Origin of the sequence: Mangrovibacter phragmitis, from assembly GCF_001655675.1 — a bacterium.
GTDB classification, from domain to species: Bacteria; Pseudomonadota; Gammaproteobacteria; order Enterobacterales; family Enterobacteriaceae; genus Mangrovibacter; species Mangrovibacter phragmitis.
Genome location: NZ_LYRP01000043.1, coordinates 59,279 through 77,777 on the forward strand (window position 1 = coordinate 59,279; position 18,499 = coordinate 77,777).

Annotated in this window: 21 protein-coding genes; 11 read left to right on the forward strand and 10 right to left on the reverse strand. The window is 49.6% G+C overall.

Going from position 1 to position 18,499, the window contains the following annotated elements; genetic code table 11:
- Positions 1–53: 53 nt before the first annotated feature.
- The gene (gsiC, locus tag A9B99_RS17920) at positions 54–974 is read left to right on the forward strand and encodes a glutathione ABC transporter permease GsiC (protein ID WP_064599890.1); all 921 of its coding nucleotides are present in this window, start codon (positions 54–56) and stop codon (positions 972–974) included.
- A gap of 18 nt (positions 975–992) precedes the next feature.
- Complete coding sequence (gene gsiD / locus A9B99_RS17925; RefSeq protein ID WP_064599892.1) at positions 993–1,907, forward strand: glutathione ABC transporter permease GsiD; 915 nt, start codon at positions 993–995, stop codon at positions 1,905–1,907.
- A 109-nt stretch (positions 1,908–2,016) separates the two neighbouring features.
- Here the strand turns inward: gsiD and rimO are convergent, their stop codons facing one another.
- Entirely contained in the window at positions 2,017–3,327 is a 1,311-nt protein-coding gene (gene rimO / locus A9B99_RS17930) for a 30S ribosomal protein S12 methylthiotransferase RimO (RefSeq protein WP_064599894.1), read from the reverse strand.
- A gap of 206 nt (positions 3,328–3,533) precedes the next feature.
- Between rimO and A9B99_RS17935 the strand changes: the two genes are divergently transcribed.
- Positions 3,534–3,917, forward strand: coding sequence for a biofilm formation regulator BssR (locus A9B99_RS17935; RefSeq protein ID WP_064599896.1), 384 nt, complete (start codon positions 3,534–3,536; stop codon positions 3,915–3,917).
- A 52-nt stretch (positions 3,918–3,969) separates the two neighbouring features.
- Here the strand turns inward: A9B99_RS17935 and A9B99_RS17940 are convergent, their stop codons facing one another.
- Entirely contained in the window at positions 3,970–4,596 is a 627-nt protein-coding gene (locus A9B99_RS17940; RefSeq protein ID WP_064600261.1) for a glutathione S-transferase family protein, read from the reverse strand.
- Positions 4,597–4,836: 240 nt separating this feature from the next.
- On the opposite strand from A9B99_RS17940, the gene dacC reads away from it, so the two are divergent.
- On the forward strand, positions 4,837–6,045 hold the full coding sequence (gene dacC, locus A9B99_RS17945) for a serine-type D-Ala-D-Ala carboxypeptidase (RefSeq protein ID WP_064599898.1): 1,209 nt from the start codon (positions 4,837–4,839) through the stop codon (positions 6,043–6,045).
- Between the two features lie 48 nt (positions 6,046–6,093).
- Here the strand turns inward: dacC and deoR are convergent, their stop codons facing one another.
- The 3 genes from deoR to A9B99_RS17960 form a co-directional block, all read right to left on the reverse strand.
- Entirely contained in the window at positions 6,094–6,864 is a 771-nt protein-coding gene (deoR, locus tag A9B99_RS17950) for a DNA-binding transcriptional repressor DeoR (RefSeq protein WP_064599900.1), read from the reverse strand.
- A gap of 69 nt (positions 6,865–6,933) precedes the next feature.
- Positions 6,934–7,542 (reverse strand): undecaprenyl-diphosphate phosphatase, encoded by a 609-nt coding sequence (ybjG, locus tag A9B99_RS17955; RefSeq protein WP_064599902.1) that lies wholly within the window; start codon positions 7,540–7,542, stop codon positions 6,934–6,936.
- Entirely contained in the window at positions 7,539–8,270 is a 732-nt protein-coding gene (locus tag A9B99_RS17960; protein ID WP_064599904.1) for a phosphatase PAP2 family protein, read from the reverse strand. Before A9B99_RS17960 ends, ybjG begins: the two co-directional genes overlap by 4 nt.
- 175 nt (positions 8,271–8,445) lie before the next feature.
- Between A9B99_RS17960 and A9B99_RS17965 the strand changes: the two genes are divergently transcribed.
- Positions 8,446–9,666 (forward strand): MFS transporter, encoded by a 1,221-nt coding sequence (locus A9B99_RS17965; protein ID WP_064599906.1) that lies wholly within the window; start codon positions 8,446–8,448, stop codon positions 9,664–9,666.
- Between the two features lie 16 nt (positions 9,667–9,682).
- Here the strand turns inward: A9B99_RS17965 and A9B99_RS17970 are convergent, their stop codons facing one another.
- The 3 genes from A9B99_RS17970 to A9B99_RS17980 form a co-directional block, all read right to left on the reverse strand.
- On the reverse strand, positions 9,683–10,888 hold the full coding sequence (locus A9B99_RS17970) for an MFS transporter (protein ID WP_064599908.1): 1,206 nt from the start codon (positions 10,886–10,888) through the stop codon (positions 9,683–9,685).
- A gap of 152 nt (positions 10,889–11,040) precedes the next feature.
- The gene (gene ykgO / locus A9B99_RS17975) at positions 11,041–11,181 is read right to left on the reverse strand and encodes a type B 50S ribosomal protein L36 (protein WP_064599910.1); all 141 of its coding nucleotides are present in this window, start codon (positions 11,179–11,181) and stop codon (positions 11,041–11,043) included.
- Positions 11,181–11,444 carry a type B 50S ribosomal protein L31 gene (locus A9B99_RS17980; protein ID WP_064599911.1) on the reverse strand — a complete coding sequence of 88 codons (264 nt, stop codon included), beginning with the start codon at positions 11,442–11,444 and terminating at the stop codon, positions 11,181–11,183. Before A9B99_RS17980 ends, ykgO begins: the two co-directional genes overlap by 1 nt.
- A 167-nt stretch (positions 11,445–11,611) precedes the next feature.
- Between A9B99_RS17980 and A9B99_RS17985 the strand changes: the two genes are divergently transcribed.
- Positions 11,612–12,217 carry a class I SAM-dependent methyltransferase gene (locus tag A9B99_RS17985; protein WP_064599913.1) on the forward strand — a complete coding sequence of 202 codons (606 nt, stop codon included), beginning with the start codon at positions 11,612–11,614 and terminating at the stop codon, positions 12,215–12,217.
- 316 nt (positions 12,218–12,533) lie between these two features.
- Here the strand turns inward: A9B99_RS17985 and A9B99_RS17990 are convergent, their stop codons facing one another.
- On the reverse strand, positions 12,534–14,216 hold the full coding sequence (locus A9B99_RS17990; RefSeq protein WP_064599915.1) for an aspartate:alanine antiporter: 1,683 nt from the start codon (positions 14,214–14,216) through the stop codon (positions 12,534–12,536).
- 396 nt (positions 14,217–14,612) lie between these two features.
- Here A9B99_RS17990 and ybjM point away from each other — a divergent pair, with 396 nt between their 5' ends.
- The gene (ybjM, locus tag A9B99_RS17995) at positions 14,613–14,996 is read left to right on the forward strand and encodes an inner membrane protein YbjM (protein ID WP_197499295.1); all 384 of its coding nucleotides are present in this window, start codon (positions 14,613–14,615) and stop codon (positions 14,994–14,996) included.
- 169 nt (positions 14,997–15,165) lie between these two features.
- Here ybjM and A9B99_RS18000 read toward each other — a convergent pair whose 3' ends face one another.
- Positions 15,166–15,435 carry a GrxA family glutaredoxin gene (locus A9B99_RS18000; protein ID WP_064599918.1) on the reverse strand — a complete coding sequence of 90 codons (270 nt, stop codon included), beginning with the start codon at positions 15,433–15,435 and terminating at the stop codon, positions 15,166–15,168.
- A gap of 229 nt (positions 15,436–15,664) precedes the next feature.
- Here A9B99_RS18000 and A9B99_RS18005 point away from each other — a divergent pair, with 229 nt between their 5' ends.
- The 4 genes from A9B99_RS18005 (at position 15,665) to A9B99_RS18020 (ending at position 18,240) form a co-directional block, all read left to right on the forward strand.
- Positions 15,665–15,973 (forward strand): DUF1418 family protein, encoded by a 309-nt coding sequence (locus tag A9B99_RS18005; RefSeq protein WP_064599920.1) that lies wholly within the window; start codon positions 15,665–15,667, stop codon positions 15,971–15,973.
- Positions 15,957–16,679, forward strand: coding sequence for an oxygen-insensitive NADPH nitroreductase (gene nfsA, locus A9B99_RS18010; protein ID WP_064599922.1), 723 nt, complete (start codon positions 15,957–15,959; stop codon positions 16,677–16,679). Before A9B99_RS18005 ends, nfsA begins: the two co-directional genes overlap by 17 nt.
- A 91-nt stretch (positions 16,680–16,770) precedes the next feature.
- Positions 16,771–17,673, forward strand: coding sequence for a 30S ribosomal protein S6--L-glutamate ligase (gene rimK / locus A9B99_RS18015; protein WP_064599923.1), 903 nt, complete (start codon positions 16,771–16,773; stop codon positions 17,671–17,673).
- An 87-nt stretch (positions 17,674–17,760) separates the two neighbouring features.
- Positions 17,761–18,240, forward strand: a complete 480-nt coding sequence (locus tag A9B99_RS18020) for a YbjN domain-containing protein (RefSeq protein ID WP_064599924.1) — start codon at positions 17,761–17,763, stop codon at positions 18,238–18,240.
- The last annotated feature ends 259 nt before the right edge of the window (positions 18,241–18,499 follow it).

Genomic DNA, 18,499 nt, shown 5'->3' on the forward strand with positions numbered 1-18,499 from the left:
CGTAACTAAAGGGTAACTTTTTATTATGAATAACAACTGGATGTAGCCGCGGCATGTTGACTTATGTAGCAAAGCGCCTGCTCGGGCTTATCCCAACACTGTTTTTTGTCAGTGTACTGGTATTTTTGTTTGTGCATTTGCTGCCGGGCGACCCGGCAAGGCTGATGGCCGGCCCGGAAGCAGGGCCTGTTGTTGTAGAGATGGTGCGCAAACAGCTTGGACTGGATGCACCGTTATGGCAGCAATTTCTGCATTTTATTTGGCAATTGTTGCAGGGTGATTTCGGTATGTCGATGGTTTCTCACCGCCCGGTAACCGAGGAAATCGCTGCCCGCTTTATGCCCACATTTTGGCTGGCCTGCCTGAGTATGCTTTGGGCTGTCATCTTTGGCTTAATCAGTGGCGTGGTGGCGGCTGTCTGGCGCAACCGTTGGCCGGATTACCTGAGTATGGCGCTGGCAGTAACGGGTATCTCTTTTCCAGCTTTTGCCCTGGGAATGGTGCTGATTCAGATCTTTGCGGTGGATCTTGGTTGGTTTCCTGTCGTGGGAGCAGATACCTGGCACCACTATATTCTGCCTTCCATTACCTTAGGGGCGGGGGTTGCCGCAGTAATGGCCCGTTTCACGCGTGCGGCATTTGTTGAAGTATTGCAGGAAGAGTACATGCGTACCGCCCGGGCAAAGGGATTGCGGGAACAGGTGGTTATCCTTAAGCACGGCCTGCGTAATGCGATGGTGCCGGTTGTCACGATGATGGGCCTGCAATTCGGTTTCTTGCTGGGCGGTTCTATTGTGGTAGAGAAAGTCTTTAACTGGCCCGGGCTTGGCAGGTTATTGGTGGATTCAGTAGAAATGCGTGATTACCCGGTTATTCAGGCCGAAGTTCTGCTGTTTTCTTTAATCTTTATTCTGATAAACCTGGCTGTGGACGTTATCTATGCCCTGTTAAATCCGGCCATTCGTTATAAATAGAAGGGTGTAACGCGTAACATGACTCTGTTTAACTGGCGACGCCAGGCAATCATTAAAGCTATACCTGTGATGCATCCACTACGGGGTACACCTCCCTGGCGTACTTTCTGGGGCCGTTTTCGCCGCCAGCCCATTGCTGTGGCTGCTGGCGGATTCGTGTGCCTGCTGATAATCCTGGCTATTCTGGCGCCGTGGATTGCCCCTTACAATGCACAGACCTACTACGATTACGACCAACTGAATGCCGGGCCTTCACTGGCTCACTGGTTTGGTGTCGATTCCCTTGGCCGTGATATTTTTTCCCGTGTGCTGGTTGGCGCGCGTATCTCGCTGGCGGCCGGCGTTCTGGCAGTGTTTATCGGTATGGTTATTGGTACCGGGCTTGGGTTGGTGGCTGGTTATTATGAAGGCTGGTATGACCGGCTGATTATGCGCCTGTGTGATGTGATGTTTGCTTTCCCCGGGATTTTACTGGCGATTGCGGTTGTGGCTGTGATGGGCAATGGCATGAGCAATGTGATTATTGCGGTTGCTATCTTTAGTATCCCGGCGTTTGCCCGCCTGGTCAGAGGTAATACGCTGGTATTGAAAAACCAGATGTATATTGAGTCAGTGCGCAGTATTGGTGCTTCTGACTGGGTGATTTTAGTACGTCATATTCTGCCTGGTACGTTATCATCTATTCTGGTTTTTTTAACTATGCGTATTGGATTATCCATTATTTCCGCATCCAGTCTTTCATTTCTGGGGATGGGCGCGCAATCACCAACTCCGGAATGGGGCGTGATGCTCAGCGAAGCCCGAAGCGATATGGTGATTGCTCCCCATGTTGCTATTTTCCCAAGCCTTGCTATTTTCCTGAGTGTCCTGGCGTTTAACTTGCTTGGTGACGGGCTACGGGATGCGCTGGAAGGCGATGACCTGAAATCATAACGAAAATAATACCGGGCAGGCCAGCGAGAAGAGAAATACAGTTGGGTGCAAAACAGGTGTAATGCAACCTCAGGCTACAAAACAAGCCTGAGGTTAGCGGGTTAACGGGTTAGCGAACCAGTGAACCCCACAGATCGTATTCGTCTGCGTTTTCCACCTTCACTTTAACAATATCCCCGGCTTTCAGGTGGGTCTCACCATTAAGGTATACTGCCCCGTCAATTTCCGGTGCGTCAGCCATACTCCGGCCAATCGCACCTTCTTCATCAGTTTCATCAATCATGACCAGAATTTCTCGCCCCACTTTTTCCTGCAGGCGTTCTGCAGAAATTTTCTGCTGCAACTGCATAAAGCGGTGGAAGCGTTCTTCTTTGATGTCTTCTGGCACTGGAGACGGAAGCTCATTGGCTGTTGCTCCCTCCACGGGGCTGTATTTAAAACAGCCAACACGGTCAAGGCGCGCTTCGGTAATGAAATCCAGCAGCATCTGGAAGTCTTCTTCTGTTTCACCCGGGAAACCGACAATGAAGGTTGAACGCAGGGTTAACTCAGGGCAAATTTCACGCCAGCGCTTAATACGCTCAAGGGTGCGCTCAACGGCCCCGGGGCGTTTCATCAACTTCAGGATCCTGGGGCTGGCATGCTGCAACGGGATATCAAGGTAAGGCAGGATTTTACCTTCCGCCATTAACGGAATGACTTCATCTACGTGGGGATATGGGTAGACATAGTGCAGACGAGTCCAGACACCAAGACGGGAAAGCTGTTCACACAGGCTGACCATGCTGGTTTTCACCGGCTGCCCATTCCAGAACCCGGTACGGTGCTTCACGTCAACGCCGTAGGCAGAGGTATCCTGAGAAATAACCAGCAGTTCTTTTACTCCGGCTTCAACCAGGCGTTTGGCTTCATCCAACACTTCACCAATTGCCCGGCTGTCGAGGTCACCACGCATGGAAGGAATAACACAGAAGGTGCAGCGATGGTTGCAGCCTTCTGAAATTTTCAGGTAAGCGTAGTGGCGCGGCGTTAGTTTTACGCCTTGTTTAGGCACCAGGCTGACAAACGGATCATGTTCAGGTTTGGGGGCATAGTGATGAACATGATTCAGCACCTGTTCATAGCTATGCGGCCCAGTAATTTCCAACACCTTAGGATGGACATCACGAATTTGATCTTCCTTTGCCCCAAGGCAACCGGTGACGATAACTTTACCGTTTTCGTTTAAAGCTTCACCAATCGCTTCCAGTGATTCCTGGACTGCGCTGTCGATAAAACCGCAGGTGTTAACGATGACCAGGTCGGCGTCATCATAACTGGGCACCACATCATAGCCTTCAGTACGTAATTCAGTCAGGATGCGTTCTGAATCCACCAGATTCTTTGGGCAACCTAACGACAGAAATCCAATTTTAGACATTTTTTATACAGTTCATTGCTCATAATCGGGCGATTATACCCAGTCAGCCCCATTACAGCCACCTTCTGGCGGGTAGCTGAAATGTAAATTCTGTAATCTGTTGGTCAAATATTGACCTGTGGCAGTATTCAGCACACTAAACAGATCTAGCCTTATTGTATTAGCCGGAATTATGTCTTCGGCTAATATCAAGGGAGGGATCAATAATGACCGCAAGTAAATGCAAAGCTGAACTGATGGCAAAAATGACCGCAGCCCGGGCAGCGTTGCAGTGCTACTCAGAGTTGCGTCGGGCCAAAGGGTATATGTCCGTTAACGAAGGGCTGCAGTTACGAGAAACATTGCTGGCATTGTGCAATGACTTCCGTGACGAATGGCCTGCTATTCGGGATGATTTGCCTGGTAGCGAAATTACTGATTTTCATCGGGCTATAGAAGCAGTGGCGTCGGCATCATTATGCTTATTATCGGGTGGGCACGATTGCCCCTCGTACATAACGGTTGATGCCCGTAAATTACAGGCATGTATTGATGATCTCGATAAGTGCCTGAATCACCTTTGTTCACATGCTGAAGACGGGGTGACATAATAATATGCGGCGCGCTTCGGGAAAGAAGCGCGCCAGCTCGGCTTTTCGCGGGTCAACTGAGGGGAATCATCACAATACGCCGGAACGCCGGGCGCTGTGACAGGCGTTGATACCAGTTACGCAAATGTGGCCATTCAGGCCAGGTGATATCCAGGTTCAGTAACCCATAAACGATGGGAGCTGGGGCGATGTCAGCAATACCGAACTCTTCGCCAGATAGCCACTCAGACTGTGCCAGAGCCTGATCCAGCATTGTCAGTAACTTTTCACACTCCTTGCGGCTTTGTTCAATACTTTGTTCGTCGCGTTGCTCGGGAGGGGTTCTTACCAGGCCAAGGTAAACTCCGCGAAAGGCGTAGGGAAGTGTGCTGGCAGCCCAGTCCATCCACTTTTCGCCCTGCGCGCGTTTTGCGGGATTTTCCGTCCACAGGCTTTGTTGGCCGTACTGCGCGGCCAGATAACGCACAATGACGTTGGATTCCCACAAGGTAATACCTGTCGTGTCATCCTGCAGGCAAGGGATAAGTGCATTGGGGTTCATGGCCAGATATTCCGGGTCATGGGTTTTCCCAAACTGACCACCTGCCGGAATATTTTCATACTCCAGACCGAGTTCTTCCAGGCACCATAGAACTTTCTTCACATTGGTTGAGTTGTTTCTGCCCCAGACTTTTATCACCATCTTCTCCCAACTAGTAAATGGATTTGTCAGTATGCGCGCTGGTGCGTAATTTACCAACATGTTGTTTATTAATTAGTAACAATGAAAAGCAGGTTCCCAGGTTATCGCATAAACTTAAAAAACTTTACCAAATCAAGGTTTCTTTAACACAAGCAGCGCGTTAGGTTACTGGTTATCTTCTTTTAGGCAGGTCGCAAGGCGCTGTTGTTTTGGAATGGATACTCAGGTGGCAAAGTTATGAATAAACGTGGTTTATCCTCCTCGTTTCGTGCCTGGTGCGCGGGAACAACACTTCTTTTACTCGTTTCTCCCCAGGTTTTTGCAGAGCCAGCCGCACCTGCGGCACCGGCCATCGATGCAAAAGCCTGGATACTGATGGACTATGCCAGTGGTAAAGTCCTGGCGGAAGGCAATGCTGATGAAAAACTTGACCCCGCCAGCCTGACTAAACTGATGACCAGTTATGTCGTCGGCCAGGCGCTGAAAGCGGGTAAAATTCGTCTCACAGATATGGTGACAGTGGGAAACGATGCCTGGGCGACCGGCAATCCGGCGTTGCGTGGCTCGTCAGTAATGTTTTTAAAGCCCCGGGATCGTGTGTCTGTTGATGATCTCAATAAAGGGATCATTATTCAGTCAGGTAATGATGCCTGTATTGCAATGGCTGACTATATCGCTGGCAGCCAGGATGCTTTCGTTAACCTGATGAACGGTTATGCAAAACGGTTGCACCTGACCAATACCACCTTTAAAACAGTACACGGCCTGGATGCGCCGGGGCAGTTTACTACTGCGCGTGATATGGCGTTATTAGGCCAGGCGCTGGTACGTGATGTGCCCAATGAGTATGCCATTAATAAAGAAAAAGAGTTTACCTTCAATAATATTCGCCAGCCTAACCGTAACCGGCTGTTGTGGAACACAAACCTGAATGTGGATGGCATGAAAACCGGCACTACTGCAGGGGACGGGTATAACCTGGTTGCCTCTGCAACCCAGGGGGATATGCGCCTTATCTCGGTCGTTCTCGGGGCGAAAACAGACCGTATTCGGTTTAATGAATCGGAAAAATTGCTGACCTGGGGTTTTCGTTTCTTTGAGACAGTAACTCCCATCAGCCCTGACCGGCCCTTTGTGACTCAGCGTGTCTGGTATGGCGACAAGTCTGAAGTCAACCTGGGGGCGGGTGACACCGGAGCCATTACCATCCCGCGTGGGCAAATGAAAAATCTGCGTGCCTCTTACACACTTAATTCCCCTGAACTGACTGCACCATTGAAAAAAGGCGAAGTCGTCGGAACCATTAATTTTCAACTGAATGGGCAAACTATTGAACAGCGCCCGTTGGTGGTGATGGAAGCGGTGGAAAAGGGCGGATTCTTCAGCCGGATATGGGATTACATCCAGTTCAAATTCCACCAGTGGTTTGGTGGCTGGTTCTCCTGATAACCAGGTAGCAGTATTACTTCTCAGGCCCGGTTTTGCCGGGCCTGGTCATTCTTCACAGATAACAGTTATTGCTCTGGCGAGTACTGCTTCCTGAACCCCGGCCAAAAGCGGTTTGTCTGTTACCAGTGAATCAAACGCACTGAGTTCACCCATAAATGCACCACGGACTACACCAAATTTACTGTGGTCTGCGACCAGAATATGGCGGCTTGCTGCTTTCATTGCCCAATGTTTTACAGGCAATTCATTGATATTAAAGCAAGTTACTCCTTTCTGAGGGTCAACGCCGGCAGCGGAGAAAAATGCCAGGTCCGGGCGCAAATGATCCAGCGTCTCCTGAAAGGTAATAGGCGTAAAGACTGCATTCTCATGGTGGAACTCCCCGCCGCACAGGATAACCTGGCACATGGGTTTTTCTTGCAGGCTCAGAAAGGTGTTTAGGGAATAGCAAATGCCGGTAAATGGCAGGTCATCAGCAATAGCGTTAATAATCCAGGGTGTCGTGGTGCCACAGTCAAAAAAGACTGTATGATGCGGCTTAACCAGCTTTGCTGCCAGGCGGCCAATGAATTGTTTCTCTTTGACCAGACGGTGCTTTTGTACACTGAGTAAATAATTACTGGCATTGGCGGCATGTGCTTCTATCACCAGGTAGCCACCTAATAATGTTACTGGGGCATCGGTGGTATTAATATCACGGCGGATGGTCATTTCAGATACACCCAACAACCGTGCAGCATCTTTTAAATGGAGTTTGTCGCTGCGCTTAATTGCCAGAAGGAGTTGTTGGACTCGTTCGTCGTGTCGTGTTTCCATAGTGCTCTCATTAAAAAACCCGGCGGTCAGTACCGGGTTAATGATTGCATCTTAGCGTCATGTGTGTGGTTAGTCACGCACCCAGCCTTTATTGATAAGCGCTGAGAAACACACCCGATAAAGGCGCTGAACAATACGGAAAAGTTTAATGCCAGGACCGGGCCAGAGAATTTGGCTGCTAAGACAGGCAAGTAACCCCACCAGAAAACCACCCACCATATCCAGCGGCCAGTGGATGCCAAGGTACACGCGTGACCAGGCGATAGCGCAGCCCAGAATCAGCATGAATATGCCAGACCACACTCTGTGCCAGAACAGGAATGCGATGGCGAAGGTGAAAATAACAGTTCCATGGTCGCTGGGGAACGAATCATCTGCACTGTGGTGTAGCCACTGATAACCAATGCCTTCAGCAAACGGTCGGGGGTGTGGGAAAGCAAGACTCAGGGCCCAGGAAACGACCAGGCTAACAGCCATCGCCATTGCCAGTTTGATAACCAGATGCCGCTGGGTCGAAATCTGCTGACGCGGGCCCCATAACCACAATGCCACCGCCAGTAAAGGCACAATTGAGATCATATCCCGCGCAATAAACACAGCAAGGCGAATCAGCCAGCCCGGAGACGCGGGTGTCGCGTTGATAAGCAAAAATAGTGTGGTATTAATTGTTTCCATTATCTCTCTCTTCTAAACCACGCAATTCCCTGGGAAAACCCAAAGTAGCCGGCAACCTGTACCAGCCAGACCCACCAGCCAGCCCACAGGTTATGGCTGAAAAAGTGTGCGCCGCGCATCACCTGCCCATAACCCATTGCCAACCCCAACAGAACGCCACAGAGCAAAGCAAACCAGGCCAGACGTGGCTTTTCCGGATAAAACCAAAAGAAAAAAGCCATTGCCATAAAACCACTGGATGCATGCCCGCCAGGAAAACAACGCCCCGGACCACTCAGTGCTGGTACACTGCTTAACAAGGGGTACTCCGCAGCATGACCACCAAAGGCCAGCAAATCCCAGGGGCAGGAGTGGTGGCTGGTTGCTTTCAAAATACCAACAGCCGCAGCACCAAGGCCCATCAGAACCGCAACGACAACCATGCGAGGGTTCTTCTGCCACGCCCCTTTCACCAGAAAATAAGCACCTGCTGCTATAACCAGATACTTCAGCAACCGATGGTTTATTCTGTCCAGCCAGACATTATCTTTCCATGGAAAATGGTGAGTGACAGGGTTGAACCAGTAATGTGTCAGTGAGTAATCCAGCACCTCATTGCGTGAAAACCAAAAAAATACAACCCCCAACGCAGTCAGGGCAATAAGCTGATAACCATAGAAATGTAGTGGCAGGAGGTAAAGAGGGTTTGTCCTGGTTTGTACTTGGGTGTGGTGATTTTTGTACTGTGACATGGCTTACCAAATGTACTGATTAATCAGCCTGTAATGCTAGACTGTTGTGCTTAAAAAAACCTTAAATAAAACTGACACAAAACTGTTTTTTTTTATTCACTACAATTTGTCTGGTGCTTTCGTATCAATTCCTTAAAATCGGCGCGAACATTCATCGACAGCAATCAGGAAAATAATGGGTAACAAACGTAAATCATTCAGCTACATGGTTATTTTCCCGCTTAGCCTGGTGCTGTATGAGTTTTCAACTTATATCGGAAACGACATGATCCAGCCGGGGATGCTGGCAGTCGTGGCTCAATTCCGGGCTGATGTTTCCTGGGTGTCTGGCTCCATGACGGCTTACCTGGCGGGCGGGATGGTTTTGCAGTGGTTGCTTGGCCCGTTATCTGACCGGCGTGGGCGGCGTCCGGTGATGTTGCTGGGCGCCTTGTGGTTTATTCTCACATGCCTGGCAACATTGCTGGTACACGATATAGTAACGTTCACTGTGTTGCGTTTTATGCAAGGTGTTGGTCTGTGCTTTATTGGGGCTGTTGGGTATGCTGCGATACAAGAATCTTTTGATGAAGTGCGTTGTATAAAAATTACTGCGCTGATGGCAAATGTTGCGCTGATTGCACCTCTGCTTGGTCCGCTGGCCGGTGCAGCCTGGGTCGCGGTTGCTCCCTGGGAATGGATGTTTGTGTTATTTGCGGTTCTGGCACTGGTGGCTTTTATTGGGTTGTGGCGCACTATGCCAGAAACTGCCACCCGTATTGGTGAACCGCTTTCTCTGCCTGTACTGGTAAAAGATTACGCGCAGGTGTTGCGCAATGGGCGTTTTGTCGCCGGTGCTCTGGGTATTGGATTTGTCTCGCTGCCGCTCCTGGCGTGGATAGCGCAATCTCCGGTGATGATTATTGAAGAACAGGGGTTGTCGTCTCTGGATTATGGGTTGCTGCAGGTGCCTGTTTTTGGCTCGCTGATTGCGGGCAACCTGGTGCTGGCAAAACTCACGGCACGCCATGCGGTACGTAAACTAATTTGGCTGGGTGGCTGGCCAATTACGCTGGGGTTGCTGCTGGCCGCACTGGCAACCTGGTCTGACCCACATGCCTGGATGTGGATGACGGCTGGGCTGAGCCTGTATGCTTTTGGTATAGGTCTGGCTAATGCTGGTCTGGTGCGCTTAACACTCTTCTCCAGCGATATGAGTAAAGGTACGGTATCTGCTGCAATGGGAATGCTGCAGATGTTGATTTTTATTGTAGGGATTGAATTCAGTAAACATGTTGAGTTGGCGGGGGGAATAGGCGCTTTTTCTGCGGTAAACCTGGCCTGTGGTTTCATCTGGGCTGCCCTGACTACCTGGTTTTTGTGGGATAAAACCGCAGGCAGTAAGCAACAGCCCTGAAAATACGTTCCGGGTTTTAGTCAGAACGGGTAGTTGCTGGCCGGGGTTTTGCTACAGCGCGGGCAACCAGCGCGGCAACAATCATCAGCGCCAGCACAACCACCATTGCATGGCGCAAGCCATAGTGCTCCCCAAGGTAACCGAGCATTGGAGGGCCGACCAGAAAGGCAATATAGCCTGTTGCGGCCACTACGCTTACCCGGGCAGGTGCGTTAGGGCCGGTGTCGCTTGCCGCTGAGATGGTGAGCGGAAAACCCAGTGATGCACCAGCGCCCCATAACAGAACAGCACAGCCTGCCAGAAACGGGTTATCGACAAACACAATGATGCCAATTCCCAGCGCACCCAACAATGCGCTGGTGCGTACCACTGCAACCCGGTCATAACGGTCAATAAACCAGCCACCCGTAAACCGGCCCAGCGTCATTCCCAGTGTGAACCCGGTATAGATAAGTGTGCCGGATGTTTGGGAAAATCCATGGCCATCTACCATCAGTAAAGATAACCAGTCGGTAGCGGAGCCTTCCGCCAGTGCCATCGCCAGAATTACAACACCAATAAGAAGCAACTGAACATCACGCCAGAAGGGGATATGTGCAGGTTTGTTGTCTTGTTCTCCTTTGGCGGGGCTGCCACTGTTATGTGGTGGGATGGCTCGCACCGCAAGCACCAGTGGAACCAGTGTGGACAAACCGGCAATAAACAAGTGCAAACTCACCGGTAGTTTTAACGCCGACAAGCCAATACCCGCTCCAGCCCCGACCAGGGTACCGAAGCTGTAACACCCGTGCATCATCGGTAACAGGTTTTTTCCCCGTAACCGTTCAACAATGGCACCTTCAACATTCACTGCCACCTCGGAAGCGCCTAACCCGGCCCCCAAACTGGCAAGCCCCAGAGAAAACAACCAGGGCAGGCCCGGCGACAGCGCCCCGGACATCAGCACAACACCGGTAACCACTAATGACATGGCAAAACGAATCACGTTGCGGGTACCAAATCGATTGACCAGCCAGCCTGAACTCAGAATGCCGCTCATCGAGCCAATTGAAAGCCCAAACAGCACGATTCCCATTTCACCAATAGAAACTTGCAAGTCATCGCGAATAGCCGGTGTACGTGAAGCCCAGGAGGCCATCAACAGGCCGGGGAGAAAAAATAACGCAAACAAAGCCCATGTGCGTTGGCGCAAGGCATGAGAAGAGGGTAACGAGGAAAGCATAAAATCCCTGTAGCTTAATTCCGGTAATGCACAGTAACAATTGCGCAGAGGGTTGTACATAAGTACAGCAAGAGGGTACCGCAACACTGATGTGTGAGCCTGAAAAATCCCCGGGTACAGTCCGGTTGTGCCGGGGATTTTTCTTTATCACTTCAACGGCGTTTTTTTCTTCCCTGAACTGCTTTAAACCGTGGGTTGCTCTTACAAATGACGTAAATACGGCCCTTGCGTTTAACCAACTGGCAATCGGGATGGCGTAGTTTGGCCGAACGTAATGAGTTCAGTACCTGCATTATTGTTTGTCCTTCGGGTTAAAAAATCGTCCAAAGCGCTGGTTGAAACGGGCAGCGCTTCCCTCATTGGTAAAAGTTTTCTGCTTGCCGGTATAGTAGGGATGCGAAGCTGAAGAGACATCGACGGTGACATAGGGATAAGTCATGCCGTCAATCTCTATTTCACGGTCTGTCGCAATGGTTGAACCTACTTTTATATAGTGGTTCGCGCTGGTGTCATGGAAGACTACAGTGCGGTATTGTGGGTGAAGTCCGGGTTTCATATAGCCTCATTATTGGTATATAATGTTATAACATAACATCATCATACGAGCTATGCCGGAAAAGTGCAAGCTGCCTCCTGTGTGTAAACATGCTGAACGAGCAGATGTCATGGGCAGGCATACTTCAGTTGAGCCAGTATATATATAAGTAAAGGTGTGAATTCAGAATGAATAGATGGGATGAACGCTATAGCCAGAATGGTTACGCTTATGGAACTGAACCGAATCAATTCTTAGTGGAGCAGGTCAATGCGCTTAACCTGGCAGCACCACTGAATATTCTCAGCCTTGGTGAAGGTGAGGGGCGAAATGCTGTGTACCTTGCTACTTTAGGCCATCATGTACATGCTGTTGATGGTTCTTCAGTGGGCATGGCTAAAGCTCATAAACTGGCCGAACAGAACCGTGTTTCGTTACAAACTCAGGTGGCTGATCTGACTCATTATACTATTAACAGCCCTTGTGATGCGGTGATAATGATTTTTTGCCACTTACCTTCAGATGTACGCCACGCCATTCATCAGAAAATTATGGATGCCCTGGTACCGGGTGGTGTTTTGATTTACCAGGCATACTCAACCCGCCAGCTTAATTACCAAACTGGAGGCCCACGGGAAGCTGATTTATTGGTAAATCTTGATGAGCTCGAACAGTGTTTTAGTAATATGAATGTTTTACATGGTTGTATGAGCGAGAAAGAAATTTATGAAGGTAAATACCATACAGGTCTGGCGGCGGTAACGGAGTTTGTGGCAAGAAAACCGTTTGAGTAGCTGTTTGTTGATAACTGGATTCGGCCTGTTGCCCTGGACTACAGCGCCTGGCATTAGCTCTGCTCAAAACGGTATTGATTGTATTCCTCTGTATTTACCAACATCTATACAAGATGTGATGTATAACCTGTTGATTTTGTGTTGAATAAATTTCAGGCAATAAAAAACCCATCAATCTTGAACCAAAATGGCGTGATTGATGGGCTCCACAAATTTGGGGACATCAAAGAAAAGCAGTGGCACTAATTCAGACTTCATGCCCCCAGAAAAGTTCTCCTTTGACCTAAAAAAAATTTATTTTTTTCTGTGGTCACCATCACATCCCTGGCCAGATAACAATAATTAGTGTCCCGGCGAGAGTTAACAACACGTTAGCGATGGCATAAGTGCCAGCATAACCCAGCGCGGGGATGTTACTGCGGGAAGCATCACTGATAATTTCCATTGCTGGTGCGCAGGTGCGTGCACCCATAATGGCGCCAAACAACAATGCACGGTTCATACGCAGTACATAGGCGCCAAACAGAAAGGAAATTAATACCGGTACCAGGCTTACAACAACCCCGGAGGCCAGCATTTGCCCGCCAATTGCCCCCAGGTTGTGACCAATGCCACCACCGGCACTCAAACCGACGCCAGCCATAAACACCATCAGGCCAAACTCTTTCACCATATTGAGTGCGCCCTGGGGAATGTAACCAAAGGTGGGGTGGTTGGCGCGCAGGAACCCGAGCATAATGCCGGCGAACAACAGCCCGGCGGCATTACCAATACCAAAACTGAATGAGCTGAACTGAAAGGTAATCATCCCGATCATCAGACCAATAATAAAAAATGCGCAAAAAGCCAGCAGGTCGGTAATTTGGCTGTGAATGGAGATAAAGCCGATACGCTCTGCCACGGTTTTAACACGGCGTGCATCACCACTTACCTGCAACACGTCGCCTTTGTTAAGGACGATATTATCGTCAATTGGCATTTCTATTTGGCTGCGGATAACGCGGTTAAGGAAACACCCATGGTCAGTGAGCTTAAGTTGCGCCAGGCGGCGGCCAACGGCATTGTGGTTTTTTACTACTATCTCTTCGGTGACAATACGCATGTCGAGCAAATCGCGATCGAACACCTCTTTCCCATTACGAAAACTGGGGTCAAGACGCGCATGGGCATCCGGGTACCCCACCAGGGCGATTTCATCACCCATCTGCAATACTGCATCGCCATCGGGGTTTGCCAGAATCCCATTACGGCGGATGCGCTCAATATAGCAGCCTGTCTGGCGGTAAATACCGAGTTCCCGCAGGTTTTTCCCATCGGCCCAGGCGACCAGTTCCGGCCCAACACGGTAAGCACGAATAACGGGTAAGTAGACTTTGCGGTTGGAATCGGTATCCAGACCACGCTCACGCGCAATTTGCTGGGCGCTGGTTTGCAAATCCTGGTGTTGCAGTTTTGGCATATACCGGGCAGCAACAATCAGGCTGACAAGGCCTATCAGGTATGTCAACGCATAACCCAGACTCAGGTGATCAAGTGCGCTGACCAGTTCCGGGTGGTTCATTCCGGAATGCCGGAGTGTATCGCCAGCACCCACCAGAACCGGCGTGGAAGTCATGGAGCCTGCCAGCATACCGGCTGTCAGGCCAATATCCCATCCGAAGAGCCGGCCCATACCCAGTGCCAGTAATAATGCACTGCCCACCATGACCAGTGCCAGCATGAGATAATTTTTACCATCACGGAAGAAAATGGAGAAAAAGTTGGGGCCCGCTTCCACGCCAACGCAAAAAATGAACAACATGAAGCCCAAATTAAGTGCGTCTGTATTTATTGTGAAATGTTGTTGGCCTAATAATAAAGAAACAACCAGAACACCAATAGAATTACCCAGTTGGATTGCACCAAGACGCAATTTACCTAAACACAGGCCAAGGGTGAGTACGACAAATAATAACAGGATGTAATTCCCGTTTAACAAATCTGCGACGTTTATGTTCACGGAAGCTAACTTCTTCTTTACTTGTAACTCGTTGAAAAAAATGATTGTTTTACACGCGTATTTCGCATAAAAATAACACTGTCGCTGGCATAAACTTCAATGCTATATCGTCTGCAAAAAGTACGATGGGCGCTAGTGTAATCGTTATGAGTATCAACAGCCAGTAAGAAAAACGTGGTAAATAGCTTCTTTGTAATATCTGGAATAATTCGCATTACCTGTAATGTGGTGTGAAAGGACGTTTCGCATGGGGAGTATGTGAAATGGGCTGGTTGGTATACACAAAAATAAACAGTGTGAAAGTGAGTGGGTAATACAGGTTTTGATAAGGACATTGGTAAATGTCTGCACCCATTTGGGGTGCTCAACGTAATGGAAAAGCAAAGGAGGACGACTTTGTTATTCAAACGTTCATGGGAAGGCGGTTTATTCTGTTTTATCCTGTTCATTCTGGCATTTGTGATCCACAACCTCTTTTTAACTGACTCGGCACCAGCCAGTGGGAAGATGGATCCTGGAATGTTGTGTTTCATTATTTCCGGTGTGCTGGGCAGTTTGTGTTCACGCCGTGCGCGCTTCCTTGCACCTGTGGTTGGGGCATTAGTGGCTGTACCTGTTTGCCTGTTGTTAATCAATTTCTGGGAACAAGATGATGCGGGTCTGGTTCAGGAACTGGCCTGGCTGTCAGGCGCGGTATTTTGGAATGCGTTGGGTGCTCTGTGTGTGCTGTTCACCATTTCGCTTGTCTGGAGGCAGGATGTCAAAAAACGCCGGGTATAAAGTCTGTGGTCGCAGGTAAGCCGGAAACTGTTTCCGGTCGCAGATGAAAAGCAATTAATTGCTTTTTTTGATTCCGGTTTAAATAACCGGCAAGCACTCCAGCGCTGTTCACCTGTTTACCATCAATTTGTCACCGGGTCCGCAGACCCGGTGTTTGTTTTGTGTTTTTCTAGCTTGCAGGTGAAAGAACAGGGTGTTGCTCAACCCAGGCGGCAAAGTCAGTAAAGCCACCAATGTGTTGTTTATCGACAAAAATCTGCGGCACTGTGTCAACGGGTTTCCCGGCAGCTTGTTGCAGGTCTGCTTTCGTAATACCTTCCGCGTGAATATCTACATAGCGAAACTCAAAATCGCTATGTGAGTCACTGAGTTCTTCGGCCAGTGCTTTGGCACGCACACAGTACGGGCACCCGGGGCGTCCAAAAATTACAGTAATCACAGTTGCTCCTTAGCTGAAGTTGTCTTGCAGGTTATTTTGCGCACCAGCGCTGGTTGGGGGAAGCAGAGTTTGCCTGTTGCTTTAATAACTGAAAACGATGAAAGCGTTCACCGTATCCCCGTATCCCCTTATCCTTTAATTGTAGTCGTGGGTTATTGCATGATGTCAGTTACTGGCCGGAAACGGTTTAAGGCTATAATGATGAGCCAACCACACAAGGAGACTGACAATGCGTTCACTGGGAGCATTACCTAAGTCTGTATTGCTGCTGGAAACCCTTGGTATTGCACTACTGTGTGTCGCCTGGCTGGTTGCCCATGGAGTGATATCAGTAACCGCCTTTCTTGCCACGGACATGGCTGTGATTTTGCTTATATTTAGCGGTATTGTACTGATGTTGCCTGCTGCAATTGTGTTACTTGGCCAGATGGGGAAGAATTTGGCGCCGTTATTATTTAACGGGGCTGACACACCAGCAGCAGGTGACAAAAAAGCGGCCAAAAAGGCTAAGGATAAGAATAATGACGCCAACCATTGATTTACTGTGTACACATCGTTCAATTCGCCATTTCATTGATAAACCTGTCAGTGATGAACAACGGGCTGCTCTGTTTGCTGCAGCGCGCAGCACATCCACGTCCAGTTTTTTACAATGCAGTTCTATTATTCGGGTGACTGACCCGGAATTACGGGAACAACTGGTCACATTAAGTGGTGGTCAGGCGCATGTCGCCAGTGCTGCCGAATTCTGGGTGTTCTGCGCGGATTTTAACCGTCATTTGCAAATTTGCCCTGGCGCTCAGTTAGGGTATGCAGAGCAATTATTGCTCGGTGCTGTGGATACTGCCATGATGGGCCAGAACACCATGGTTGCGGCTGAATCCCTTGGCCTGGGTGGTGTTTACATTGGCGGGATCCGCAATAATATTGAAGCGGTAACCCGTTTGTTGAAGTTACCGAAATATGTATTGCCACTGTTCGGGTTATGCCTGGGCTGGCCGGCTGAGAGCCCGGAAGTAAAACCCCGGCTGCCGGAAAGTTTACTGGTACATGAAAACCAGTACCAGCCAGTGGATGCCGCCGAACTGGCGAAATATGATGCAACACTTGCGGATTATTACCTCAACCGCACGACAAATAAGCGCAAAGACACCTGGAGCGATCATATACGTCGCACAATTGTCAAAGAAAGCCGCCCCTTTATCCTGGATTTTCTGCATAAGCAAGGCTGGGCAACCCGCTAATTTTCTCTCTGCTTTCCCCCTTACAGGGGGAAACGGGTGGTGGTACTATACGCGGGTTTTAAGGCTGGTCAGTCTCTTGCAGAGGTGCAGGGTGAAAATTGCCATTCTTTCCCGTGATGGAACACTTTATTCTTGTAAACGTTTAAAGCAGGCGGCGCTCAATCGTGGGCATTTTGTCGATATTATCGATCCGTTGTCCTGCTATATGAATATCAACCCCGCCAGTTCGTCTGTGCATTATAAAGGGCGGCAATTACCGCATTATGATGCCGTCATTCCACGTATTGGCTCAGCAATTACTTTTTATGGCACGGCAGTATTGCGCCAGTTCGAAATGCTGGGTAGCTATCCTCTTAATGAATCGGTCGCAATAACCCGCGCCCGGGATAAACTACGTTCCATGCAGTTGCTTGCCCGACAAGGCATTGACTTACCAATGACCGGAATCGCGCACTCACCAGACGACACTCACGATCTTATCGAAATGGTGGGGGGCGCACCACTGGTGGTGAAACTTGTTGAGGGTACTCAGGGCATTGGTGTGGTTCTTGCTGAAACACGCCAGGCAGCTGAAAGCGTGATAGACGCGTTCCGCGGACTGAATGCCCATATTTTGGTGCAGGAGTTTATTAAAGAAGCGCAGGGGCGGGATGTTCGTTGTCTGGTGGTTGGCGGGCGTGTTGTTGCCGCCATTGAGCGTCAGGCAAAAGACGGAGATTTCCGTTCTAATTTGCACCGGGGTGGCACAGCGGTTGTCGCCAGCATTACGCCACAGGAACGCGAAGTGGCGATTCGTGCAGCTTCTACCATGGGGTTGGATGTCGCCGGGGTTGATATTTTACGCGCCACTCGTGGGCCGCTGGTAATGGAGGTGAATGCCTCTCCAGGGCTTGAAGGCATCGAAAAAACAACTGGCATCGATATTGCTGCACAAATTATCAGCTGGGTGGAAAACCAGGCACGGCCCGGTTTCTGTCTCAAAATGGGCGGTTAAGTGTGCTGTGGTTATCTGATCGTGGTACAGGCCGCTATTTTTGCGTAAGCTATGGCGTCGATTTTCTATTGAAGAGGTTATACCCGTATGGATTCACTCGTCGTCCCTACCCTGGACACGCTACGCCACTGGCTTGATGACGCTGGCGTAAGCTTTTTCGAGTGTGATTCCTGCCAGGCATTGCATCTCCCCCATATGCAGGAGTTCGCTGGTGTGTTTGATGCCAAGCTGGATCTGGTTGATAGCGTGCTGGTTTTTTCCGCCCTGGCTGAGGTCAAACCTTCCGCTCTTTTGGCACTGGCAGGGGATATTTCGGCAGTCAATGCCAGTTCACTTACCGTGAAAGCGTTCCTGGATGTACAGGATGACAACCTGCCACGTCTGGTGGTCTGTCAGGCTTTTCCCGTTGCGATAGGTATTAGCCGGGAGCAGTTTACGCATTTTTTGCGCCAGAGTGAGGAACAGATCTCGATGGTGATTCTGGAAGCCAGCGCCCAACAGATGCTGTGGAATGGGGATGAAGATGATGCTTCCCGCCGCCCGGTGTCGAGCCATCTGCTACACTGATTTCCCCGCCTGAGGCGCAGTGAGCAACCTGTGTACTGCGCCTGTTGCTTTTTGCTCTTGTTTCTGTGGCTTTATTGCTGAGGGCCAGTATCCTGGTTACTCACTCCAGTCACTTATCCTGCTAATTTCTCCTGGTAAGCATCTGGTGCCTTGAACACACTCTGCTGTGAGTAGCGCAATTGTGTTGTTTATACCCGCCTGGTTTTTTACATACATAAAGAAACGATGAATATTTCTGTGCTTTGGTGCTTATTTCCTG